Consider the following 22,895-nt stretch of genomic DNA (forward strand, 5'->3'; position numbering starts at 1 on the left):
GCTTTTCTTCTCCACTGGAAGAGGCCCTTTATTTTCCCCAGGGGAACGCGTATAAAGGGCTTTCGCCGCGCGGTTCCAGACCGCCCGGCCTGTGAAGCCGATCGATCCAGCGTGCCGACTTTCCCCCAGCGGGAGGCCAGCCGCTTTTCTTTTTACCCAAAGGTCTGCCATGATCCCTCCCATGCCTCACGATCTGCCCGAGCCGCAGCTCAAGCCCAACACGGAAGTGGTGCTGCAGAAACGCTATCTGCACAAAAAAGCAGATGGCAGCACCGAGACGCCCCGTGACCTCTTCTGGCGTGTGGCCAGTGCCATCGCCGCTGAAGAAGCCAAATACGAGCGTTCCCCCTTCACCGCCGACGACCTGGCCCGCCAGTTCTACGACCTGATGACCAGCTGGCGCTTCCTGCCCAACTCCCCCACCCTGATGAACGCCGCCAGCGAGCTGGGCCAGCTCTCCGCCTGCTTCGTCCTGCCGGTGGGCGACTCCATCGAAGAGATCTTCGATGCCGTCAAGTTCGCCGCCATGATCCACAAGTCCGGCGGCGGCACGGGCTTCTCCTTCTCCCGCCTGCGCCCCAAGGCCAGCCGCGTGGGCTCCACCGGCGGCGTGGCTTCCGGCCCGGTCTCCTTCCTGCGCATCTTCAATACCGCCACGGAACAGATCAAGCAGGGCGGTACCCGGCGCGGCGCCAACATGGGCATCCTGCGCGTGGACCATCCCGACATCGTGGAATTCATCCGGGCCAAGGAAAAGGAAGGGGAATTCAACAACTTCAACCTTTCCGTGGGCCTGACCGAAGCCTTCATGCAGGCCGTGGAGCGCGACGAGAACTACGAGCTGACCGATCCCCACACCGGCAAGGTCACCGGCAGCCTGCGCGCCCGCGAGATCTTCGACCTGCTGGTCTGCCGCGCCTGGCAGACGGGCGACCCCGGCATCGTCTTCCTGGACCGCATCAACCGCGACAACCCCACGCCCGCCCAGGGCGAGATCGAATCCACCAACCCCTGCGGCGAACAACCCCTGCTGCCCTACGAGGCCTGCAACCTGGGCTCCATCAATCTGGCCTGCTTCTTTGTGCCCGGCCACGAGCATGACGAAGATCCCGCCGCGGCCGGTATCGACTGGGACGGCCTGAAGCAGGTGGTGCATCTGGCCGTGCGCTTCCTGGACAACGTCATCGACGCCTCGCGCTTCCCGCTGGAACGCATCGACGAGACCGTGCGCCGCAACCGCAAGATCGGCCTGGGCGTCATGGGCTTTGCCGACCTGCTCTTCCAGCTGGGCATCCCCTATGATTCCGAGGCGGGCATCGCCCTGGCCGAGCGCATCATGGGCTTCATCAATGCCGAAGGCCACGCCGCCTCGGCCCGTCTGGCCGAAGAGCGCGGGCCCTTCCCGGCCTATGCGGAATCCGTCTTCCCCCAGCGCGGCGAAGGCCCCTACCGTAATGCCACCGTCACCACCATCGCGCCCACGGGCACCCTGTCCATCATCGGCGGCTGCTCCTCGGGCGTGGAACCCCTGTTCGCCCTTTGCTTCACCCGCAACATCCTGGACGGCGAACGCCTGGTGGAAGTGAACCCCTATTTCGAGGCCGCCCTCAAGGAAGCCGGTCTGGGCACGCCCGAACTCATGGAGCAGGTGGTGGAAAAAGGCTCCATCCAGTCCCTGGATGCCCTGCCCGCCGCCATGCGCAAGGTCTTCGTCACGGCCATGGACATCGATCCCGTCTGGCACCTGCGCATGCAGGCCGCTTTCCAGCGCCATACGGACAATGCCGTGTCCAAGACCGTGAACCTGCCCCACAGCGCCACCGAACAGGACATCCACGACATCTACTGGCTGGCCTACAAGGAAGGCTGCAAGGGCGTCACCGTGTACCGTGACGGCTGCAAGAGCCTGCAGGTGCTGGCCACCGGCGAAGGCCAGAAGAAGATGGACGGCGAAGCCCCCGCGCCTGCGGAAAAGCCCCGCTTGGGCGTGGTGCGTAAGCGTCCCGAAGTGGTGCAGGGCTTCACCCAGAAGATCCAGACCGGTCTGGGCGCCATGTACCTGACCGTCAACGAGATCGACGGCAAGCCCTTCGAGGTCTTCGCCACCATCGGCAAGTCCGGCCGTTCCATCACGGCCAAGGCCGAAGCCATCGGGCGTCTGGTGTCCCTGGCCCTGCGTTCCGGCGTGGAGGTGCGCGACATCGTGGCCCAGATCAAGGGCATCGGCGGCGAACATCCCGTGTTCCGCGGCAAGGGCCTGCTGCTCTCCATCCCGGACGCCATCGCCTGGGTGCTGGAACGCCGCTACCTCAAGGACGAGCATCTGGGCGCCGGTGTGGCCGACATCGAGGAACACCGCTGCCCCGAATGCGACGAGCCCCTGGTCTTCCAGGAAGGCTGCCTGATCTGCCCCGCCTGCGGCTTCTCCCGCTGCGGCTAGAACGATCCGTACGGAGGGGGCTGCCGGACGCCTCTGTCGCCCTGCGCGACGGAAAGGCCTGCCGGTGGCCCCTTCTTTTCGCTGCCTGCCGTTTGCACGGCAAGGGCGGATGCCGCGCCGCACAGCCTGCATCCTCTGCCCGCATGTGCCCGGCAGGTGCGCCCGCTACCGGAACAGGACAAGCGGAGACAGCCTCCGCCCGCCCCTTTGACCGCAGCCCGCGCCCGGCCTTCCGGGACGGTATCCCCAGTCTTACGGAGCTCCCATGAAATGGATCACCCACCAGACGGCGGGCGTCGGCGCCGCCCTGGCCCTGCACCTGCCGCTGGAAGGCGTGGTCGCCGCCTGTCTCGGCGCCATCCTGCCCGACAAGCTCGACCAGGCCATCGCCAAGCGCTCCCGCAACCCGCAGCGCACCTTCAACCAGATCCACCGCGGCACCACCCACTGGTTCGGCTGGTGGGTCGCCATCCTGCTGGTGGCCTGCAGCCATCTGGTGCCCCCGCACTGGCAGCCCGCCCTGCTGGGCATCGGTCTGGGCGGCATCAGCCATGTGGTGCTGGACATGCTGACCCCTTCGGGCATCCCCCTGCATCCCTTTTCCCGCAAGAACAAGCTCTCGTTCAAGGTCTGCTCCACGGGCAGCGTGGGCGAATATGTCTTTCTGGGCGTGATGCTCGTCCTGCTGGGCTTTTTGCTGGGCCCGGAAATGAAGGAGCTCATCCGTCACGTTCGCCAGCTGGGCATGCCCGTGCTGCATTTCTAGGTGTGGATAGAAGGGACGCGACTCTTTTTTCCTTCCTCTGTGCGGCGTATGCGCAACAAAAAAGCCTCCCATGACGGGAGGCTTTTTTGTTTGCTCTCAAAAGGGCAACGTCCAGAGCGGCCGCTACTTCTTCACCTTCACCGGCTCGGTATCCACCGGCGTCTCGTTGATGGCCACCAGCGCGGCCGTGCGGGCATGGATAAGCGTGGTATCGAACAGGGGCACGGCGATGTTCTCCTGCTGTACCAGCATGCCGATCTCGGTGCAGCCCAGGATCACGCCCTGGGCGCCCCGGGCGGCCAGATCCCGGATGGCCCGCAAGAAGGTCTCGCGCGAGCTGTCCTTGATGACGCCCCGGCAAAGCTCCTCGAAGATGACGCGGTTGATCTCGGCCCGGTCGTCCGCTTCGGGCACCAGCACCTGCAGGCCGTTGGCTTCCAGACGGCCGGTGTAGAAATCCTCTTCCATGGTGTAGCGGGTGCCCAGCAGGCCCACGCGCTGCACGCCCGCCATGTGCAGCTGCCGGGCCGTCACGTCGGCGATGTGCATCAGCGGGATGCCTACGGCGGCGGCGATCTGCGGGGCCACCTTGTGCATGGTGTTGGTGCAGATGACCAGAAAATCCGCCCCGCCCCGCTCCAGGGCCTGTGCGGCATCGGCCAGGATGCGGGCGCTCCTGTCCCAGTCCCCGGCCTGCTGGCAGCGTTCGATCTCGTCAAAGTCCACGCTGTAGAGCAGGCAGCGGGCCGAATGCAGACCGCCCAGGGTCTGGGCCGTCACCATGTTGATGATCTGATAATAGGTCAGCGTGCTTTCCCAGCTCATGCCGCCCAGAAGACCGATGGTTTTCATGTGTTCTCCCTGTAGTGCAACGGGGGCCTTACCCAAGCCCCCCTTAAAAAAGTCCGCATACGGCGGGACAAGGGAAGGACGGACAGACACTGCCATGCTTTTTCCCGTTCAATCCCCCGGGATGCGCGTGGCTTAGGCCTGTGTCAGCGGGCTGCTGTTGTCGTAGGCAAAGACATCGAGCAAGGCCGCACGGGCCCGCCACAAGCTGGCCTCGCCCGCATCCGCAGGCACGGGCGACTGATACCAGCGCTGCGCGTAGACCCAGCGCAGCAGCATCCCGTAGTTCCGGGGCTCGCTTATCCAGTACTGGGTGCGGCCCGTCAGACGCGCCAGCCCGGCTTTGGAGGCGCCGTTGATGGAGACGGCTCGGTCCGGGCGCGCCAGTGTCAGCAAACGCGTGGCTGTAGCCATGCTGAAACGGGGCAGACGCACGATGGTGTCCACCGCCGTCTGGGCACAGCGGATGAAGTCCATAATTGTCTCCGCTTCACGGGCCGCCAGGATGGCATCACGGATACGGATACGTATATGCCGGTATTCTGGAATGTCCTGCATAAACGTGGCCTTGACGATGCCCGCCCCGCGCAGAGAGCCCAGCAGGCCGTGCGGGCCATACTGCGTGCCCAGCCCCAGTAATATGGTGGCCTCCCGGTGACTCAGCTCATCCCACGAAGGCAGGGACAACACGGCTCGGGCGTCCTCCAGGCAACGCAGGTAGGAAGACAGGGAGATATTATCCCTGTGGCGTGCCCACAGGGCGTCCTGCTGTCGCAGCAGTGTGATATAAGCGTTCCAGTCACAGGAAGCGATGTTCAGCTCAGGCATGAGCCCTCTCCCAATACGGGAGGGACGACGCGACCTCCCCGGCAAAAGTCCCACCGGGAGCCACGAGGCCCTGTCCGTTAGATGTCCAGCTCCAGGCCCACGGGGCAGTGGTCCGAACCGTAGACGTCGTCCTCGATCCAGGCGTCACGGATGTACGGTTTCAGCTCTTCCGAAACGAAGAAATAGTCGATACGCCAGCCCACGTTCTTCTCGCGGGCGCGCATCTTGTACGACCACCAGGAATAGCGGCCTTCCACGTCGCCGTGCACATGGCGGAAGGTGTCCACATAGCCCAGGGCCGTAAAACGGTCCAGAAAGGCGCGTTCTTCGGGCAAAAAGCCGGTGTTCTTCTCGTTCTGCTTGGGACGCGCCAGGTCGATGGCCTTGTGGGCGATGTTGAAGTCCCCGCAGACCACGATGGGCTTGCTTTTGCGGCATTCTTCCGCATAGGCCGTGAAGGCGTCGAAAAAGCCCATCTTGTAGGGCACGCGCTTGAAACGGCCGGGGATGGGCTTGCCGTTCTCGTCCAGTTCCTCGGCGCCGCCGTTGGGGAAATAGCCGTTGAAGAAGTGGAACTTTTCAAATTCCAGATGCAGGATGCGCCCTTCGCCCTGCCATTCCGGCTGGGGCAGTTCGCAGCGCACGGCCAGCGGTTTGATGCGGCTGAACACGGCCACGCCGGAATAGCCTTTTTTCACCACGCTGGACGCCCAGTGGGCCTCCCAGCCTTCGGGGTTGGCCACTTCGGGCTTGAGCTGCTCGGGCATGGCCTTGGTCTCCTGCAGGCCGATGACATCGCAGGTGTTCTCGGCGAACCAGCGCCATTCGGGTTTGGCGGACACGGCACGCAGGCCGTTGACGTTCCAGGATACGAGTCTGATGGACATAGGACCTCCGCCGCCAGCATAGCGGCAGGTGGTGCCGGCCGCAAGCGCGGCATTGCGAACGGACCGTTTTTCTGGCAAAATCGCCTGCGGCAATAATGCCAACATGAGCCAAGGAGAATCCGTATGGATATGCTTCCTATCCGCCGCGCCATCCTGAGCGTGACGGACAAAACCGGACTGGTGGAATTTGCCACCTTCCTGTCGCAGAACGGCGTGGAGCTGGTCTCCACCGGCGGGACCATGAAGGCCCTGCAGGCCGCCGGTCTGCCCGTGACGGCCGTCAGTGACGTCACCGGCTTCCCCGAAATCCTGGGCGGCCGCGTGAAGACGCTGCATCCCAAGATCCACGGGGGCATCCTTGCCAACAAGGACATCCCCGAGCACATGGCCACGCTGGAAGAAAAGGAGATCAAGCCTTTCGACCTGGTCTGCGTGAACCTGTACGACTTTGCCGGTGCCGTGGAGCGCAAGCTCTCGCTCGAACAGGCCGTGGAGGAAATCGACATCGGCGGTCCCTGCATGATCCGCGCCGCTGCCAAGAACTTCCACAGCATCCTGGTGCTGCCCGGAACCAAATGGTACGCCACCGCCATGCAGGAGATGAAGGAACACGACATGAAGGTCAGCCTGGACTTCCGTCAGGCCATGGCCTCGCGTGCGTTTGAAGCCACCTCGCGCTACGACGCCCTCATCACCTCCTACCTGCGTCCGGGGGCCTAGCCATTTCCAGGCTCGAAGGCAACCTGCAGGGGCTCAAGCCCAGCCAGTTGAAGGCCCTCAACCGGCTGACCACTCGACGTTTCCCGGCCACTGATGTCTATACCATCGACCAGGCCCGGGAACTGTCGCTGTTGTCGCGCGCCCTGGGGCGTCAACTGGGCATGCTCATCGACCGTAAAGGCCGCGTGGACATGGTACTGGTGGGCGAGGCAGGCGGGATCCTGATCCCGGAACTGCCCCGCGCCCGCTCCGGTGCCGACCGTCTGCGCGGCCTTCGTCTGCTCCACACCCACCTCACGCCCGACGGCCTCAGCCAGGAAGACCTCATGGACCTGCTCTTCCTGCGCCTGGACGCCATCATCGTGCTGACCGTCAATCCTGACGGCGCCCCCGTGCAATGGCAGGAGGCCCATCTGCTGCCCACGCCCGTGGCCGGGCAGCCCTACCGTGTGGAGCAGCTCCGCCCCTGGGACCAGACCAGCGCCCATTTCGCCGCCACCGCCGAAGCTCTGGAAGAAGAGCTGGCCCGCAGGAGCGACGACACGCTCGAGGCCTCGGACGCGCCCCGCGCCCTGCTGGTCTCCGTGGCGGCCCAGCCCCGCATCATCCAGGAGCGCAACCTCGACGAGCTGGCCGAGCTGGCCCGCACCGCCGGTCTGGCCGTGGCCGGGCGCATGGTGCAGCGCGTGGCCCAGGTCAATCCCAAGTTCATCCTGGGCAAGGGCAAGATGGCCGAGCTGGAAGTGCTGGCCTTGGAGGGCCGCGCCGGGACCCTGGTCTTCGACGGTGAGCTTTCCCCGGCCCAGCTCCACAACCTGGCCGACATCACCGAGCGCAAGGTGCTGGACCGTACCCAGCTCATCCTGGACATCTTTGCCCAGCATGCCGTGACCCGCGCGGGCAAGCTCCAGGTGGAACTGGCCCAGCTGCGCTATACCCAGCCTCGCCTTACGGGCAAGAACCGCGCCATGGATCGCCTTATGGGCGGCATCGGCGGACGCGGCCCCGGCGAGACCAAGCTGGAGACCGACCGCCGCCGCAGCCGCGAACGCATGGCCCACCTGCGCAAGGAACTGGACCAGTTGCGCCGCCAGCGGGCCTTCACCCGCTCCCGCCGCGCCCGTCGCGGCATCCCCATGGCCGCGCTGGTGGGCTACACCAACGCGGGCAAGTCCACCCTGCTCAACAACCTGACCCGCTCCGAGGTGCTGGCCGAGAACAAACTCTTCGCCACCCTCGACCCCACCACCCGCCGACTGCGCTTCCCGGCCGAACGCGAGATCATCCTGGCCGACACCGTGGGCTTCATCCGCAACCTGCCCAAGGAGCTCATGGATGCCTTCCGCGCCACGCTGGAAGAGCTGGAGTCCGCCGACCTGCTGGTGCATGTGGCCGACGCCTCGCATCCCGACCTGCTGCAGCAGATCACCTCTGTGGAGACCATCCTCGAGGAGCTGGAGCTGCAGCATATGCCGCGCATCCTGCTGCTCAACAAGTGGGACCTGCTGGACGTGCCCGCCCGCGCCGAACTGGCCGATGCCTTCCCGCACGCCATCCCAGTCTCCGCCCGTACCGGCGACGGCCTCAAGCGCCTACTGGAAGTGCTGGAGAACATGCTGCTCAGCACCCAGCAGAGCCAGCTGCTCATCCCCTTTGAAGAGGATGGCCCTGTCCTGCAGTAGCCCGCCCGGGATACCGACCGGACGTTGTGCCCCTTCGCTGGATCGGCCGTCGCATGGGCTGCCGTTACGGTTCTTTCCGCCGTCTTTCCGAGATCGGCCATTTTTCCTGACAGGCAACGCTCAACGCGCTGCCGCTGCACGGCATTTTTGTTTTTTTCGCGCGTGGCGCCAATGTGCCGACGCCATAAAAAAGGGCCGCTCCTGGAGCGGCCCTCATGGCATCATAACGACGTTCTGCCGTCACACGACGGCAACCTTATCGTTGTCTACAAGGTGACGGCCCCATCGCCCTTGGGAGCGGGCTTGGGAGCAGGCTTGGCTGCGGGCTGCTGCGCCTTGGCCGGAGCGGCGGGCGCGGCCTTGGTCTGCGATCCCGCCTGGGCAAAGGCGCGAGCCATGTTCTCCATGACGGCCCGGCCCACCACGCGCCAGGTCTCGCCCTGCTTCCGCAGAGCCAGCCAGGAGGTCATGCCGGCAGGCGTGGTCACGGAAGCCACGGCCGCATCGGGGCCCAGCTCCACCACCTTGGCGTTCCTGAGCGATTCCGGCACCCACGGGCAGTCGGGGCGCTCGGCCTTGCGGCAATGGGCCATGAGCTCACCGGTGGAGACACCGCGGGTCAGGCTCTTGCGGAGTTTGTCCTCCATGTTCAGGGCGCTGCCCAGCAGCTGGTCCATACCGCCCAGCCCCAGATCCTGGCCCAGGGAATCCAGCATGTTCAGGGCCTCGTTCTCATTGGTCATGTTCCGCGCCTCGTTGGCGGCGAACAGGGGCATGTCCATCTGGGCCAGAAAGGCCGCGCTGTCGTTCTTTTCCATGGCGTCGGCCATGGCGCCGAGCGGTTTTTCCGGGCCGGACGAAAGGCAGGACGCCAGCAGGCCGCAGGTCAGGGCGAGCGACGCCAGCAACAGGGATCTGCAATTTTTGCGCATAGGATCCTCCATGCAGGAAATGACTTTTGGGCGACATACAAGATAGCGCAGACGCCGGTGGTTGCCAAGCGTTCGCCCCGCCGCAATGGCCGGGAAACAGGGGCTTTTTTTCCGTCACGCCTTTTGCTAGCATCGCCGCCGGCTGACCGTGCCATCCCGGCCGGTCGGGATACGAAACCTTTGGCAACTGCTGTCCCGCTCCGTGGCGGACAGGCGGAGGCTGTATGAAAGTTATCATCATGTGCGGCGGCAAGGGCACCCGGCTGCGGGAAGAGACCGTCATCAAACCCAAGCCCATGGTCGAGATCGGCGGGCGGCCCGTACTCTGGCACATCATGAACATCTATGCCCGTTTCGGCTTCAAGGACTTCATCCTGCCCCTGGGCTACAAGGGCGAATACATCAAGCAGTATTTCCACGACTACAACATCCGCAACACGGATTTCACCGTGGACCTGCGCAGCGGCGCCATCACCCCCCATCCCCGCGAGATCGAGGACTGGCGCGTGACCCTGTGCGATACCGGCCAGGAGACCCTCAAAGGCGGCCGCCTGAAGCGCGTGGCCCGCTACATCGATACCGACCGCTTCATGGTCACCTATGGTGACGGCGTGGCCGACATCGACATCGACAAGCTCATCGACTTCCACATGAAGTCCGGCACCATCGGGACCTTCACCGGCGTGCGCATGCCCTCGCGTTTCGGCACCGTGCGCACCGACGAGAACGGCAAGATCCTGTCTTGGGAAGAGAAACCCGTGCTCAACGAGTACATCAACTGCGGCTTCTTCGTCTTCAAGCGCGAGTTCCTGGACTATCTGGACGAAGACGAATCCTGCGATCTGGAAAAAGAGCCCCTGCAGCGCCTGGCCGCCGAAGGCCAGCTCTCCATGTACCCGCATCCCGGACAGTGGCAGTGCATGGACACCCTGCGCGACTCCATCAAGCTCAACGAGCTGTGGGACAGCGGCAAGGCCTTCTGGAAATAGATCCTCCCGGCGGGGCTGCGGCCCCGCCTTCCTTCCGGGCGCCGTCCGGCGACCCTCCCTTTTCCCGTCATGACGCCGGCGCGAACACGACCGGCAGGAGAAGACCATGTTTGCCAACTGCTATAAAGGCCGCCGTGTGTTCATCACCGGCCATACCGGTTTCAAGGGCTCCTGGCTGGCCGCGTGGCTGAGCCAGATGGGCGCCACCGTCTGCGGCTTTGCCGACTGCGTGCCCACCAGCCCGTCCCATTTCGAGGCCATGCATCTGGAACAGCACGTGCAGGACATGCGCGGCGACATCCGCGACCGTAATGCCGTGGTCCGCGCCATGAAGGAATTCCGCCCCGATGTGGTCTTCCATCTGGCCGCCCAGGCCCTGGTGCGCAAATCGTACGAAGACGCGCCCCTGACCTTCGAAGCCAACATGCTGGGCACCCTCAACATGCTGGAGGCCGTGCGCCAGTGCCCCAGCGTGGAAGCCGCGGTCTTCATCACCTCGGACAAGTGCTACCGCAACGACGAGTGGGTCTGGGGCTACCGCGAGACCGACCATCTGGGCGGCGACGACCCCTACTCCGCTTCCAAGGGCTGCGCCGAGATCATCGCCCATTCCTATTTCAAGAGCTTTTTCAAGGACGGCCCGGCCTGCGCCACCGTGCGTGCCGGCAACGTCATCGGCGGCGGTGACTGGGCCGCCGACCGCATCGTGCCCGACTGCGCCCGCGCCTGGGCCGCCGGTCAGGCCGTGCAGATCCGCAGCCCCTGGGCCACCCGCCCCTGGCAGCTGGTGCTGGAGCCCCTGTCCGGCTATCTGTGGCTGGGCGCCCATCTGCTGGGTGCGCGCAAGGGGCCCTTCGAGACCCGCGGCGAGGCCTACAACTTCGGCCCTGCCGCCAACGTCAACAATACCGTGGCGGAAGTGGTGGAGGCCCTGGCCCTGCACTGGCCCGGCTTCCGCAGCGAGATGGACAAGGCCGGACAGGCGGGCATGAAGGAATGCACCCTGCTCAAGCTCTGCTGCGACAAGGCCCTGGCCCATCTGGGCTGGAAAGCCACCCTGACCTTTGAGGAGACCATCCGCTTCACCGCCGAATGGTACCATCGTTTCTATCGCGGCGACGGCGCCAAGCAGGGCTCCATGCTGGACTTCAGCCTGGGGCAGATCGCGGCCTATGTGAACGCCGCCGAACAGCGCGAGCAGCTCTGGACGAAATAAGGCCGCCCGCCCGGTCTTCCGGGCGAGTCCGCCGTCCAGAAAGGACATCCCCATGGAACGTTCCGAACATCCGTGCCCGGACATGGGCATCGACGGTGTCAGCTTCCAGCCCCTGAAGGTCATCACTACCCCCGGCGGCCCGGTGATGCACATGCTGCGCCCCGACTCTCCCCTGCGCCCCCACGCCGAGACGGCGGACGGGGAACTGCATCTGGGCGAGGTCTATTTCTCCGAGGTCCTGCCCGGGGCCATCAAGGCCTGGAAACGCCACCGCCGCCAGACCCAGTACTACACCGTGCCCCACGGCCTGCTGAAACTCGTGCTCTATGACGCCCGCCCCGATTCGCCCACCTGCGGCGTGCTGCGGGAACTGTATCTGGGCCGCCCCGACCATTACGGCCTTTTGCGCATCCCCACGGGGGTCTGGTACGGCTTTACCGCCGCCACGGACGAACCGGCCCTGATCTGCAACTGCGCCGACCTGCCCCACGATCCCGAAGAAGGCGAACGCCTGCCCGCCGATACGAAGGACATCCCCTACAGCTGGGACTAGCAGGGATTTTTGAGGGGAGGGGGATCCATGCCTGCGCCAGGAGGGTGCTCCCTCCCCTCTTCACAAAACATCCTTGTTCCGCAATAATAGTACGCTGGTCAGATATGACGACGAGGGCAACAGTACGCGGCCAACTCCCCCGCAACAGGCGGAGCTCCGGCGATGTGCCCTTCCTGCCTGCAACAAGGCCGTGTCTTACGGCGGCAGGCACCACCGGGAGACGCTCCCGCAACGTCTGCTCCCCTGCCCCGCACGGGAGCTGCCAGCCCCCGAGGTACCCATGACGACAGAAGAACTGCAAAAGATACTTCAGACCGAAGGTTACATCGCCCATGTGGATGATGACGGCGACCTGACCTTCAAGGCCCAGGGCCGCACCCTTTATATGACCCTTTCGGAAGACGATCCCACTTATCTCCGTATCTTCACGGACCTGACCGTCCCGGCCGACAAGGCTGACGAGCTCGCTGTACTCAGGGAGGGGAACCGCCTTGAATGCAAGCTGAAATGCGTGAAGTGCATGCTCCTCGACCAGGATGAGGAAAGATACTTCATCCGTGTCGCTATCGAGTGCTTCAGCGATACCGAGATCCTCGAGGAGGAGATCACGCGCTATATCGACATCGTATGTGCCGCCCATTTCGAGCTTGGGCAGACCCTGCTGATGTGACCTCTCTGACGTGATCCTTTCACTCCCATGACGTACGGCGGCTGGCAGGAAGACTGCCAGCCGCTTCCGGTCTGTATGACGGAAAAGGCACGACCTTCGACCGCACCGGCGAAGCTCCCCTTTTCCGGCCCGCATCACCCGGACATCAAAAAAGACGGACGGCCGCCAGTTGAGCGACCGTCCGTCCTTTCTTTGCAAATACCGTCTTTACGTAACGCCGGGGAACAGCATCATGTCCCAACCGTCCACGGCACGATGCTCCAGCCTCCCCGCCAAAGTGCACCGGGAAGGGAGCCGGGCCGGGAAAGGCCTTTCCTCATGAACGTGCGACCGCAAGGCAGCCCGCAGGGCTGTGCCCGTTGGCGACGGAGGAGCCTTACGGGCATCGACAGCAACGCGCGACCGCAAGGCAGCCCGCAGGGCTGTGCCCGTTGGCGACGCCCAGCGCTGCGGCCCCGGCAACAGAGGCTGGCTATAGCCCGAAGAACCTTCGGGCATTGTCGCCGCAGAGCTGCCAGAGCTCTTCGGGCTCCATGCCGCGGGCGGCCGCCATATGGCGTACGGTGAAGACCATGAAGGCGGGCTCGTTGCGCTTGCCGCGCCAGGGCACGGGCGAAAGGTAGGGGCTGTCGGTCTCCAGCAGCAGGCGGTCGTCAGGGATGACGGCCAGGGCCTCACGCACGGCCTTGTTGGCCGGGTAGCTGACCGGTCCGGGGATGGAGATGTGCCAGCCGTTGCGGATGATGCGCCGGGCCATGTCGGCATCGCCGCCAAAACAGTGCCAGAGCAGCGGATAGCCGACAAAACCGCGGGCTTCGAGAGTCATGAGGGTCTCGGCCTCGGCGTTGCGGCAATGGATGACCACAGGCTTTTCCAGCTCGCGGGCCAGTTGCAGCTGATCGTGCAGGACCTGGTACTGGATCTCCTTGGGGCAGTCGTCCCAGTAGAAATCGAGCCCGATCTCGCCCACGGCGCGCAGGCGGTCATCCACGGCAAAGGCTTCACGGATGTCCGCAAGGACTTCGGGCGTGCACTGCTGTCCGTCACAGGGGTGGATGCCCAGCACGAAAAAGACCTCGGGATGTGCATCGAAATAGCCGCGGCGACGGCGCCAGCGGTCAGGATCGAGGAAAATGTTTCCGATGGTGGCCACACCGGCGGCACGGGCGCGGGCCAGCACCTCTTCGCGGTCGGCGTCGAATTCCTCGCCGTCCAGATGGGCGTGGCTGTCGCAGCCCACGCAGGGCAGGGCTTGGGTCAGGGGATCGATACGTTCAACTTTCTTGTGGCTCATGGCGGATCCGGGATGGAGAGGATGCGGGATGCGGGCAGCACTGCCCCGTGGACGGGCACCGCCCCATCCCCGGCAGGGCGTCCGTCTGGCATGGCTTCTAGCAGGGGCAGACACGGGACGCAAGCCCCTGCCCCGCCGCGAAAAAGCCCCGTTTCAGGCATTGCCAGTCCCGGGACAAGGGCGTACACTCTCTGCGCCTATTGGTCATTTTACGTTGAGAGGCTATCATGCATTTGCGAAAACGGGTTCTTGTCACTGGTGGTTCGGGTTTTCTGGGCTCGCATCTGTGCGCGCGTCTGCTGGACGAGGGGCACGAAGTCCTGTGCGTGGACAATTTCTTTTCCAGCGCCCGCTCCAATGTGGAAGAGCTCATGGACAACAAGCGCTTCGAACTGCTGCGCCATGACGTGACCTTCCCCCTGTTCGTGGAAGTGGACGAGATCTACAACCTGGCCTGCCCGGCCTCGCCCGTCCACTACCAGCACGACCCCGTGCAGACCATCAAGACCTGCGTCCACGGTGCCATCAACATGCTGGGTCTGGCCAAGCGCCTGAAAGCGCGCATCTTCCAGGCCTCCACCAGCGAGGTCTACGGCGACCCCGACGTGCATCCGCAGCCCGAGAGCTACTGGGGCCATGTGAACCCCAACGGCATCCGCTCCTGCTATGACGAAGGCAAGCGCTGCGCCGAGGCCCTGTTCTTCTCCTACCGCCGCCAGAACAATGTGAACATCAAGGTGGGCCGTATCTTCAACACCTACGGTCCCAAGATGCATCCCAACGACGGCCGTGTGGTCTCCAACTTCATCGTGCAGGCCCTGAAGGGCGAACCCATCACCATCTACGGCGACGGCAGCCAGACCCGCTCCTTCTGCTATGTGGATGACCTGGTGGAATGCATGTGCCGCCTCATGGCCACGCCCGACGACTTCACCGGCCCCGTGAACATGGGCAATCCCGGCGAGTTCACCATCCGCGAGCTTGCCGAAAAGGTCATCGAACTCACCAACAGCAGCTCCAGGCTGATCTGCGAGCCCCTGCCCGGCGACGACCCCAAACAGCGCCGTCCCGACATCAGCCTGGCCCGCGAGGTCCTGGGCTGGGAGCCCAAGGTCCAGCTGGAAGAAGGCCTGAAAAAGACCATCGCCTATTTCGACGAGCAGATCCGCAAGGGTCTGGCCTAGATGTCCGTGTCCGGAACAGGGGATAGCGGCGAGCACGCAGCCGCCTTTGTGCATGCAGCGCGCCGCCGCCCCCGCTCCGGTCGAATTCATATATGGATGCGCCGCCCGGGGAAGGCGACGCAGGGGGATCCGTACCGGCCGGTACGGACGCGCAACCATAACCCTTGACGGACAGGGAGTCCGTCTGTCCGTCCGGCATGGGCGCTGCAAGTCTCCGGGGAAGGAGCGCTCGGACCATGCCGCCAGAAAAGTTTTCACAGATGCGGTCCTGCCCACGGCAGGGCCGCATCGTGTACTTTGACGGTCTGAATGTCGGAGTGTGCTCATGTTTCTGATTTTACTGGCTCTGTGTGTACTGGCGGTCAGCGCCGCCGGTCTGGGGCTGCTGGCCTTTGCCCGCCCCACGCCCGCCACGACCCGGCTGGCCGATCTGTTCGGCCCTCTGGGGGCCGCCTGCGGCTGTGCCCTGGGCATGGCGGGCCTGTTCACGGACAGCTGGACAGGCAGCCTGCTGTGGACCCAGGCCTGGGGCCTGCCTGTGGGCGGTCTGAGTCTGGGGCTGGACGCCCTTTCCCGCGTCTTCCTGCTGCCGGTCTTCGGCCTGGGCTTCGTCTGTGCCTGTGCCGGGGGCATCTCGCTGCGCCATACCCGCGCCAGCGAACATAACCTGGCCGCCCACTGGCTCTTCTATCTGCTGCTGGTGCTGGGCATGGCCGTGGTCATGATGGCCCGTGACGCCGTGCTCTTCCTGCTGGCCTGGGAAGTCATGTCCCTGTCGCCCTTCTTCCTCATCGACTTCAACGACAGCGACCGCAACGTACGCGACGCTTCGTGGGTCTATCTGGTGGCCGCCCACCTGGGTGCCGTGCTGCTGCTGGCCTTCTTCGGCCTGCTCTGGCAGAACTCGGGCGATACGGCCTTTGCGACCCTGGCCCTCAAGGAAGGCCCCGTGGTGCCGCTGGCCTCGGTCCTGTTCGTGCTGTCCCTGCTGGGCTTCGGCGCCAAGGCCGGCATCGCGCCCATGCACGTCTGGCTGCCCGAGGCCCACCCGGCCGCGCCCAGCCACATCTCGGCCCTGCTCTCCGGCGCCATGATCAACGCCGGTCTGTACGGCATCATCCGCAGCTGCGAATTCGTGGCCCCCCTGAGCGCCGCCCCGGCCTGGTGGGGCTGGCTGACCCTGTTCCTGGGGCTGGGCACGGCGCTGATGGGCATCCTCAAGGCTCTGGCCCAGAGCAACCTCAAGCGCCTGCTGGCCTACTCCAGCGTGGAGAACATGGGCCTCATGCTCATGGGCGTGGGCGCCTGGCTCATCGGCAGCCACAGCGGCAACAGCTGGATCGGGACCCTGGGTCTGGCCGGTGCCATGTTCCACATGCTCAACCACTCGGCTTTCAAGGGCCTGCTCTTCCTCACCGCCGGTGAAGTGCTGCACGCCACCGGCACCGTGCGCATGGAACTGCTGGGCGGCCTGCAGCAGCGCATGCCCATGGTGGGCGCGGCCTTCGGCATCGGCGCGGTCTCCATCGCCTGCTTCCCGCCCTTCAACGGCTTTGCCGGTGAGTTCGTACTGGCCCTTTCCCTGCTGGACGGCTCCAGCCTGCCCGGCGTGGAACAGCAGCTGGGTCTGCTCATGGCGCTGGTGGTGCTGGGCCTGGTCTCCGGGCTGGCCGCCGCCACCTATGCCAAGGCCTACGGCATCACCTTCCTGGGCGCGCCGCGCAGCCGCTGTGTGGAAGAGGCCCACCGCCCCCGTCCCCGCGATCTCTGGCCCCTGGCCATCCCGGCCTTCCTCTGCGTGGCCGGCGGCCTGGCTTCCGGCCACTGCTTCCGCTGGCTCATCAGCACGGTCAACGCGCCCCTGCCCGATCCGGTAGCCGGGCAGCAGGTCATGCTGCGTGTGGCCGACATGCTGGGCACGGTCTCGCTGGTGGGCATGGTGCTGCTGGCCTTGGTGGCCGCCCTGTGGCTGCTGCGCAAGGTCTGCATCGCCGGCCGCCTGCGCCGTGAGGAGACCTGGGGCTGCGGCTACCAGTACGGGACCCCGCGCGTGCAGTACACGGACGCTTCCTTCTCCGAGCCGCTGGGCCGCATCTTCGGCGGCGCCATGGGCCTGAAGGTGCATCAGGAGCTGGATGCCCATTACTTCCCCGGCAAGGCGTCCGTGGCCATCTCCGCCCCTGACCGTCTGCGTACGGGCCTGTTCACGCCGCTGTTCGAAGGCGTGGAAAAGCTCTGCAACATGTGCAAGATCCTGCAACACGGCAAGATCCATCTCTATATACTTTACATCCTCGCCACGCTGGTGGCGTTGCTGGCCTGGGGGCTGCACGCATGAGCGATCTCGCCTTCTACTGTTTCCAGTATGCGCTGGCCCTGCTGCTGGCGCCGCTGCTGCCGGGCATCATAGCCCGTATCAAGGCCAAGGTGGCAGGCAGGCACGGCAAGCCTGTGCTGCAATTGTACTTTGACATCTTCAAGGGCCTGCGCAAGGGCGAGGTCATCAGCCAGGTGACCACGCCTGTCTTCACCCTGGGTCCGGTGGTGGGCCTGGCCACGGTGCTCTGCGCCCTTGCCCTGCTGCCCCTGGGCGGCATGGCCTCGCCGCTGCGTTTTTCCGGCGACTTTTTGCTGGCCGCCTACCTGCTGGGCCTGGGCCGCTTTTTGACCATGCTGGCCGCCCTGGATACCGGTTCGTCCTTTGAAGGCATGGGCGCCAGCCGCGAGGCCGCCTTCTCGGCCCTGTCCGAGCCGGTGCTCTTCCTCTGCCTGCTGACCCTGGTGGGCGTGGGTTCCACCCTGGGCATGCACGATGCGCTTTCCCTGTCCGGCATGCTGGGCGGCCGTCCGGCCCACGAATGGCTGCTGGGACGTGCCGAGCTGCTGCTGGTGCCGGTGGTCTTCTTCGTGCTGCTGCTGGTGGAGAACAGCCGCATCCCCGTGGATGACCCCACCACCCATCTGGAACTGACCATGATCCACGAGGTCATGATCCTGGACCACTCCGGCCCCAGCCTCTCCTTCATCGAGTACGGCGCGGCCCTCAAGCTGTGGTTCTTCGCGGCCCTGCCCGCGGGCATCCTGGTGCCCGACCTGCCCCTGTGGCAGCAGAGCCTGTGCTGGCTGGCCTGCATCTTTGCCGTGGCCGTGCTGGTGGGCATCGTGGAATCCGTCATGGCCCGTCTGCGCATGCAGAAGGTGCCCGTGCTGCTGGGCGGCGCGGCCGTGCTTTCGGCCCTGGCCCTGATCCTGACCCAGGTGAGGTAAATCATGAGCGCTCTTTTCCAGTTCTTCCTCTTCCTGCTGACGCTCAACAACCTGGCCCTGCTGGGCATGGGCCGCCTGCGCACGCTCATCAATCTGGTGACCGCGCAGGGCATCCTGCTGGGCGGCCTGCTGCTCATCCATGACCATGCCCTGCTGGCCGTGGCCGTGCTGCTCATCAAGGGCGGCCTGCTGCCCTGGCTGCTGCACCGCACCCGGCGCCAGATCGGTGCCAATCCGCACATCAAGCCCCGTCTGGGCTTTGGCCTGGCCGTGCTCACCGGTCTGGCCTGCCTGGTCTTCTCGCTCTGGCTGGAAGGCCGCCTGCCCATGACGCCCGGCCTTTTCCCGCCCCTGCTCCTGCCCGCCGGCCTGACCACGCTGTTCTGCGGCCTTCTGCTGGTGGTGGGCCGTGCCACGGCGCTCTCGCAGGTCATGGGCTATCTGGTGGCCGAAAACGGCATCTTCCTGCTGGGCATCCCGCTCATGACGGCCGGTGCCGTCTGGTTCGAGCTGACCCTGCTGCTGGATATCTTCGTGGCGGTCTTCGTCATGGGCATCGCCATCAACCACATCAGCCACACGTTCGAATCCATCGACGTGGGCTTCCACGACCTGCGCGACTAGGGGGCGACCATGCTGGAATGTCTGCTGTTTGCGCCCCTGTGCGCCGGACTGCTCATGCTGCTGCTGGGCAATACCACCGTCTGCCGCGGCCTGCTCTTGCTCACGGCCGTGCTGCACACGGCCCTTTCCGTCAAACTGGCTGCCGACGTGAGCGGCGGCCTGCATCCGCAGGCCCTGGCCGGTCTGCTGGCGCCTGACGCGCTGGGCACGCTCTTCCTCGTGCTGGCCAGCGTGCTCTTCCTGGTGGCCTCGGTCTACGGCGTGGGCTATCTGCGCGACGAGGCCCTGATCACCGAACGCACCAGCATCCTGGACGGCCGGGCCTTCACCAATGCTCCGGAACGCCGCTTCACGGCCTGCCTGTGCTTCTTCCTCTCGGCCATGACGCTGGTCACCACCACGCGCCATCTGGGCGCCCTGTGGGTGGGCATCGAGATCACCACCCTGTCCAGCGCGCCCCTGATCTACTTCCACCGCCACAAGCAGTCGCTGGAAGCCACCTGGAAATACCTCATCATCTGTTCCGTGGGCATCGCCCTGGCCCTGCTGGGCAACATCCTGCTTTCCGTGGCCTTCTACGAGCCCGGCGTGCCGCCGGTGGAGAGCATGGATCAGGTGGAGGCCTTCCGCCATCTGGCCCGGCAGCGCGCCGAAGCCCTGGCCGTGCTGGATGCGCCCCAGAGCGCGGCGACCTATCTGCCCTGGCTCAAGGCGGCCTTCATCTTCCTGCTGGTGGGCTACGGCACCAAAATGGGCCTGGCGCCCCTGCACAACTGGCTGCCCGACGCCCACAGCCAGGCCCCCTCGCTGGTCTCGGCCCTGCTGTCCGGCGCCCTGCTCAACTGTGCCTTCCTGGGCATCCTCCGCGGACATCAGATCATGCTGGGCGCGGGCCTGGGCGGGTTCAGCGGCACGCTGCTGGTCTTCTTCGGCCTGGTCTCCATGTTCGTGGCCGCCATCTTCATCGTGGGACAGGGCCACTACAAGCGCATGCTGGCCTACTCCAGCGTGGAGCACATGGGCATCCTGGCCCTGGCCGTGGGCCTGGGCGGCGCCGCGGCCTTCGGCGGCATGCTGCACGCCATGTGCCATTCGCTGACCAAGTGCATGCTCTTCCTGCTGGCCGGCAACATCCTGGCCCGCTACCACACCTATTCCAGCTACGACGTGCACGGCCTGCGCTGGACCATGCCCGTCACCGGCGCCCTGTGGATGGGCGGCTTCCTGGCCATCGTGGGCTCGCCGCCGTTCGGCCTGTTCGTCAGCGAGTTCCTGATCCTCAAGGGCATCCTGCAGCAGGGCCAGTGGCTGGTGGCCGCCCTGTACATGCTGGCCCTGGCCATCATCTTCGTGGGCATGTCCGTGGCCGTGCTGCGCATGTTCCAGGGCACCCGCCCCACCGACATGCCCGAGTGCCCGCGTGAGTCCGCCCTGAGCGTGCTGCCGCCCATGGCCCTGGGCCTGTGCGTGCTGCTGCTGGGTTTCTGGATGCCCGACGGCGTCGAAAAGCTGCTGCGCGCCAGCGCGGCCCTCATTGGAGGCTAGACCATGCGTTTTTCCTATGCTTCCCCGGCCAGACTGGCCGACATCCCCTGTCTTGACGCGGCCTCCCTGCGGGCCGCCATCCTGACGCAGGTGGCGCACGGCTGGCGCGTGCTGGCCTTCTTTGGCCTGCCCCGGGCCCTGTACGCCCAGGGCGAACTGGCGCTGGTGGCGGGCAATACGGCCGCCGCCGGCCTATGCTGCGTCATGGCCCATGACCAGCGGCAGGAACTGTGGGCCTCCCGCTGCCTGCCGCTGGAACGCTATGCGTCCATGAGCCAGGAATGCCCGCAGCTCCAGCGCTTCGAGCGTGAAGTCTGCGAGGCCTGGGGCATCGTGCCCGAGGGCCACCCCTGGCTCAAGCCCGTGCGCTACACCACGCCCGCCTCGGGCGCGGAACGTCCCGGCCCGGCCCAGTGCGACCACTACCGCGTGGAAGGCGGCCAGGTCCACGAAGTGGCCGTGGGCCCCGTGCATGCGGGCATCATCGAACCCGGTCACTTCCGCTTCCAGTGCTACGGCGAGAACGTGCTCAATCTGGAGATCAGCCTGGGCTTCCAGCACCGCGGCGTGGAAAAGATGCTGGCCGGCGGCCCGCACCTGCGTGATGCCGCGCTCATGGAATGCGTGGCCGGGGACACCAGCGTGGGCCACTGCACGGCCTACAGCGTGGTGCTGGAGCGTCTGGCGGGCGTCAGCGTACCGCTGCGCGCCCAGCTGCTGCGGCGCATGGGCCTGGAGTTCGAACGCCTGGCCAACCACACCGGCGACCTGGGCGCCATCGCGGGCGATACGGGCTTTTTGCCCACCTCGTCCTGGAACGGCCGCATCCGCGGCGACTTCCTCAACATGACCGCCGAGATCTGCGGCAACCGCTTCGGGCGCGTCCTGGTCTGCCCCGGCGGCGTCAACTGGGATCTGGACCCCGCTGCCTGCCGCGGCCTGCTGGATCGCCTGCGTGCGGGCTGGCGTGACGTCAAGGGCGCCGTGGACGTGATGTTCGCCTCGCCCAGCGTGCTGGACCGTCTGACCGGCACGGGCTGTGTCAGCCTGCGCACCGCCGAGGACTTCGGCATGGTGGGCGTGGCCGCGCGTGCCTGCGGCCTGCCGCGCGATGCCCGGCGCCATGCGCCCCTTTCCCGCCTGCCGCTGGAAGATACCGACATCCGCATCGCCCAGGGCGGCGACGTGCTGGGCCGCGCCACGGTGCGCCGTCTGGAAGTGGCCGATTCCGTGCGTCTGGTGGAAGCCGACCTCCAGCATCTGGCCCGTCTGGGCGAGGAGGAGAAGCTCCGCGAGGGCGAAAGCGATACCGCCCTCTGGCGTGCGCCCATGCCCGATACCCTGCCCGGCGGCATGCTGGCCGTGGCCCAGGTGGAAGGCTGGCGCGGCGAGCTGTGCCATGTGGCCGTCACGGATGCGGAAGGCCGCTTCGGCGTCTACAAGATCTATGATCCTTCGTGGCACAACTGGAGCGGTCTGGAGATGGCCCTGCGCGGCGAACAGATCTCCGACTTCCCGCTCTGCAACAAGAGCTTCAACCTTTCCTATTGCGGCCACGACCTGTAGGCAGGAGGACTGACATGCTGGACATCTTCAAGGAACGCCTGCACCAGAAATACAGGACGCTGGATTTCCCCCGCAAGGCGCCGGGCCTTTCGCCCCGCTACATGGGACGCCCCGAGATCGCGGCCGGGGACTGCGGCTCCTGCCGCGCCTGCCTCGACGTCTGCCCCACCGGGGCCCTGCGCAAGCTCTCGCCCGCCGAACCCGGCCCCGCCGGAGAGACCGACGGCATCGCCCTGGATATGGGGCGCTGCCTGTTCTGCGGTGCCTGTGCCCGTGCCTGTACCGCGGCACGCGGCGATGGCCTGATCCGCTTCACCAAGGACTATCGCGTAGCCGCCTTTGCCCGTGAAGACCTCATCGTCACGGCCCAGCCCCGGCCCCTGCACAAGCCCAAGGCCTGCAACGGCCTGTTCTCCCGCTCGCTCAAGCTGCGCGAGATCAGCGCCGCTGGCTGCAACGCCTGTGAAGCCGACACCAACGTGCTGGGCACCCTGGTCTACGACCTGGGCAAGTTCGGCATCAACTTCGTGGCCTCGCCCCGTCATGCCGACGGCATCCTGGTCACCGGCCCCGTGAGCCGCAACATGCGCGAAGCCGTGCTGGCCACTTGGGCCGCCGTGCCCGAGCCGCGCATCGCCATCGCCGTGGGCTCCTGCGCCATCTCCGGCGGCCTCTTCGCCGACAGCGACGAATGCTGCGGCGGTCTGCCGCCCCTGTGCGACGTGCAGCTCTTCGTGCCCGGCTGCCCGCCCAGCCCCTGGAGCATCCTCGACGGCCTGCTGCGCCTCAAGTCGGAAAAAGACGTGCTATAAAAGATAGGTGAGGGGAGGGGGACCCCCTCTGCCGACGCGAGAGGGGCTTCCCCCTCCCCTCAAACTCCCCT

General features: G+C 65.7%; 20 protein-coding genes. 15 read left to right on the forward strand and 5 right to left on the reverse strand.

Features of this window, described 5'->3' with window-relative positions; translation table 11 throughout:
• Positions 1-181 precede the first annotated feature (181 nt).
• Both HF854_RS06365 and HF854_RS06370 read left to right on the forward strand, forming a co-directional pair.
• The gene (locus HF854_RS06365) at positions 182-2,440 is read left to right on the forward strand and encodes a vitamin B12-dependent ribonucleotide reductase (protein WP_240937677.1); all 2,259 of its coding nucleotides are present in this window, start codon (positions 182-184) and stop codon (positions 2,438-2,440) included.
• Positions 2,441-2,705: 265 nt separating this feature from the next.
• Positions 2,706-3,206 carry a metal-dependent hydrolase gene (locus HF854_RS06370; RefSeq protein WP_006008068.1) on the forward strand — a complete coding sequence of 167 codons (501 nt, stop codon included), beginning with the start codon at positions 2,706-2,708 and terminating at the stop codon, positions 3,204-3,206.
• Positions 3,207-3,329: 123 nt separating this feature from the next.
• Here HF854_RS06370 and HF854_RS06375 read toward each other — a convergent pair whose 3' ends face one another.
• The 3 genes from HF854_RS06375 to HF854_RS06385 form a co-directional block, all read right to left on the reverse strand.
• Complete coding sequence (locus tag HF854_RS06375; protein ID WP_168935539.1) at positions 3,330-4,058, reverse strand: aspartate/glutamate racemase family protein; 729 nt, start codon at positions 4,056-4,058, stop codon at positions 3,330-3,332.
• A 132-nt stretch (positions 4,059-4,190) separates the two neighbouring features.
• Entirely contained in the window at positions 4,191-4,883 is a 693-nt protein-coding gene (locus HF854_RS06380; protein ID WP_168935540.1) for a hypothetical protein, read from the reverse strand.
• Between the two features lie 77 nt (positions 4,884-4,960).
• Positions 4,961-5,770: an exodeoxyribonuclease III gene (locus HF854_RS06385; RefSeq protein WP_168935541.1), complete on the reverse strand. Its 810-nt coding sequence runs from the start codon at positions 5,768-5,770 to the stop codon at positions 4,961-4,963.
• A gap of 123 nt (positions 5,771-5,893) precedes the next feature.
• Between HF854_RS06385 and HF854_RS06390 the strand changes: the two genes are divergently transcribed.
• Both HF854_RS06390 and hflX read left to right on the forward strand, forming a co-directional pair.
• The gene (locus tag HF854_RS06390; RefSeq protein ID WP_006008060.1) at positions 5,894-6,490 is read left to right on the forward strand and encodes an IMP cyclohydrolase; all 597 of its coding nucleotides are present in this window, start codon (positions 5,894-5,896) and stop codon (positions 6,488-6,490) included.
• 47 nt (positions 6,491-6,537) lie between these two features.
• Positions 6,538-8,172 carry a GTPase HflX gene (gene hflX, locus HF854_RS06395; RefSeq protein ID WP_240937678.1) on the forward strand — a complete coding sequence of 545 codons (1,635 nt, stop codon included), beginning with the start codon at positions 6,538-6,540 and terminating at the stop codon, positions 8,170-8,172.
• A 266-nt stretch (positions 8,173-8,438) separates the two neighbouring features.
• Here hflX and HF854_RS06400 read toward each other — a convergent pair whose 3' ends face one another.
• Positions 8,439-9,104, reverse strand: a complete 666-nt coding sequence (locus HF854_RS06400; RefSeq protein ID WP_239463887.1) for a hypothetical protein — start codon at positions 9,102-9,104, stop codon at positions 8,439-8,441.
• A 224-nt stretch (positions 9,105-9,328) separates the two neighbouring features.
• Here HF854_RS06400 and rfbF point away from each other — a divergent pair, with 224 nt between their 5' ends.
• From rfbF to HF854_RS06420, 4 genes are all read left to right on the forward strand, one after another.
• Positions 9,329-10,093 carry a glucose-1-phosphate cytidylyltransferase gene (gene rfbF / locus HF854_RS06405; protein ID WP_168935543.1) on the forward strand — a complete coding sequence of 255 codons (765 nt, stop codon included), beginning with the start codon at positions 9,329-9,331 and terminating at the stop codon, positions 10,091-10,093.
• A 106-nt stretch (positions 10,094-10,199) separates the two neighbouring features.
• Complete coding sequence (gene rfbG, locus HF854_RS06410) at positions 10,200-11,309, forward strand: CDP-glucose 4,6-dehydratase (protein WP_168935544.1); 1,110 nt, start codon at positions 10,200-10,202, stop codon at positions 11,307-11,309.
• A gap of 82 nt (positions 11,310-11,391) precedes the next feature.
• Entirely contained in the window at positions 11,392-11,862 is a 471-nt protein-coding gene (locus HF854_RS06415) for a dTDP-4-dehydrorhamnose 3,5-epimerase family protein (protein WP_168935556.1), read from the forward strand.
• Positions 11,863-12,142: 280 nt separating this feature from the next.
• A complete protein-coding gene (locus HF854_RS06420) occupies positions 12,143-12,532 on the forward strand; it encodes a YbjN domain-containing protein (protein ID WP_168935545.1) in 390 nt (129 codons plus the stop codon).
• A gap of 472 nt (positions 12,533-13,004) precedes the next feature.
• Here the strand turns inward: HF854_RS06420 and HF854_RS06425 are convergent, their stop codons facing one another.
• Positions 13,005-13,826, reverse strand: a complete 822-nt coding sequence (locus HF854_RS06425) for a TatD family hydrolase (protein WP_168935546.1) — start codon at positions 13,824-13,826, stop codon at positions 13,005-13,007.
• A gap of 227 nt (positions 13,827-14,053) precedes the next feature.
• Here HF854_RS06425 and HF854_RS06430 point away from each other — a divergent pair, with 227 nt between their 5' ends.
• From HF854_RS06430 to HF854_RS06460, 7 genes are all read left to right on the forward strand, one after another.
• On the forward strand, positions 14,054-15,010 hold the full coding sequence (locus HF854_RS06430; RefSeq protein ID WP_168935547.1) for a UDP-glucuronic acid decarboxylase family protein: 957 nt from the start codon (positions 14,054-14,056) through the stop codon (positions 15,008-15,010).
• Positions 15,011-15,335: 325 nt separating this feature from the next.
• Positions 15,336-17,348, forward strand: a complete 2,013-nt coding sequence (locus HF854_RS06435) for a proton-conducting transporter transmembrane domain-containing protein (RefSeq protein ID WP_168935548.1) — start codon at positions 15,336-15,338, stop codon at positions 17,346-17,348.
• Complete coding sequence (locus HF854_RS06440) at positions 17,345-18,277, forward strand: respiratory chain complex I subunit 1 family protein (protein WP_006008038.1); 933 nt, start codon at positions 17,345-17,347, stop codon at positions 18,275-18,277. Before HF854_RS06435 ends, HF854_RS06440 begins: the two co-directional genes overlap by 4 nt.
• 3 nt (positions 18,278-18,280) lie before the next feature.
• Entirely contained in the window at positions 18,281-18,901 is a 621-nt protein-coding gene (locus HF854_RS06445) for a hydrogenase-4 component E (protein ID WP_168935549.1), read from the forward strand.
• Between the two features lie 9 nt (positions 18,902-18,910).
• Positions 18,911-20,446, forward strand: a complete 1,536-nt coding sequence (locus tag HF854_RS06450; RefSeq protein ID WP_168935550.1) for a proton-conducting transporter transmembrane domain-containing protein — start codon at positions 18,911-18,913, stop codon at positions 20,444-20,446.
• Between the two features lie 3 nt (positions 20,447-20,449).
• A complete protein-coding gene (locus HF854_RS06455) occupies positions 20,450-22,012 on the forward strand; it encodes a hydrogenase large subunit (protein ID WP_168935551.1) in 1,563 nt (520 codons plus the stop codon).
• 14 nt (positions 22,013-22,026) lie between these two features.
• Complete coding sequence (locus HF854_RS06460; RefSeq protein WP_168935552.1) at positions 22,027-22,824, forward strand: NADH-quinone oxidoreductase subunit B family protein; 798 nt, start codon at positions 22,027-22,029, stop codon at positions 22,822-22,824.
• Positions 22,825-22,895: the final 71 nt, after the last annotated feature.

This window comes from Desulfovibrio piger, from assembly GCF_012843875.1.
Taxonomy (GTDB): Bacteria; Desulfobacterota; Desulfovibrionia; order Desulfovibrionales; family Desulfovibrionaceae; genus Desulfovibrio.

Bases quoted from the DNA above. Each gene is read 5' to 3' on its own strand.
- HF854_RS06435 (WP_168935548.1), top strand. From the start codon at position 15,336: ATGTTTCTGATTTTACTGGCTCTGTGTGTACTGGCGGTCAGCGCCGCC.
- HF854_RS06375 (WP_168935539.1), bottom strand. From the start codon at position 4,058: ATGAAAACCATCGGTCTTCTGGGCGGCATGAGCTGGGAAAGCACGCTG.
- HF854_RS06415 (WP_168935556.1), top strand. From the start codon at position 11,392: ATGGGCATCGACGGTGTCAGCTTCCAGCCCCTGAAGGTCATCACTACC.
- HF854_RS06390 (WP_006008060.1), top strand. From the start codon at position 5,894: ATGGATATGCTTCCTATCCGCCGCGCCATCCTGAGCGTGACGGACAAA.
- HF854_RS06445 (WP_168935549.1), top strand. From the start codon at position 18,281: ATGAGCGCTCTTTTCCAGTTCTTCCTCTTCCTGCTGACGCTCAACAAC.
- HF854_RS06420 (WP_168935545.1), top strand. From the start codon at position 12,143: ATGACGACAGAAGAACTGCAAAAGATACTTCAGACCGAAGGTTACATC.
- HF854_RS06385 (WP_168935541.1), bottom strand. From the start codon at position 5,770: ATGTCCATCAGACTCGTATCCTGGAACGTCAACGGCCTGCGTGCCGTG.
- HF854_RS06370 (WP_006008068.1), top strand. From the start codon at position 2,706: ATGAAATGGATCACCCACCAGACGGCGGGCGTCGGCGCCGCCCTGGCC.
- HF854_RS06380 (WP_168935540.1), bottom strand. From the start codon at position 4,883: ATGCCTGAGCTGAACATCGCTTCCTGTGACTGGAACGCTTATATCACA.
- HF854_RS06455 (WP_168935551.1), top strand. From the start codon at position 20,450: ATGCGTTTTTCCTATGCTTCCCCGGCCAGACTGGCCGACATCCCCTGT.
- HF854_RS06460 (WP_168935552.1), top strand. From the start codon at position 22,027: ATGCTGGACATCTTCAAGGAACGCCTGCACCAGAAATACAGGACGCTG.
- HF854_RS06365 (WP_240937677.1), top strand. From the start codon at position 182: ATGCCTCACGATCTGCCCGAGCCGCAGCTCAAGCCCAACACGGAAGTG.
- HF854_RS06425 (WP_168935546.1), bottom strand. From the start codon at position 13,826: ATGAGCCACAAGAAAGTTGAACGTATCGATCCCCTGACCCAAGCCCTG.
- HF854_RS06430 (WP_168935547.1), top strand. From the start codon at position 14,054: ATGCATTTGCGAAAACGGGTTCTTGTCACTGGTGGTTCGGGTTTTCTG.
- HF854_RS06400 (WP_239463887.1), bottom strand. From the start codon at position 9,104: ATGCGCAAAAATTGCAGATCCCTGTTGCTGGCGTCGCTCGCCCTGACC.
- rfbF (WP_168935543.1), top strand. From the start codon at position 9,329: ATGAAAGTTATCATCATGTGCGGCGGCAAGGGCACCCGGCTGCGGGAA.
- HF854_RS06450 (WP_168935550.1), top strand. From the start codon at position 18,911: ATGCTGGAATGTCTGCTGTTTGCGCCCCTGTGCGCCGGACTGCTCATG.
- rfbG (WP_168935544.1), top strand. From the start codon at position 10,200: ATGTTTGCCAACTGCTATAAAGGCCGCCGTGTGTTCATCACCGGCCAT.
- HF854_RS06440 (WP_006008038.1), top strand. From the start codon at position 17,345: ATGAGCGATCTCGCCTTCTACTGTTTCCAGTATGCGCTGGCCCTGCTG.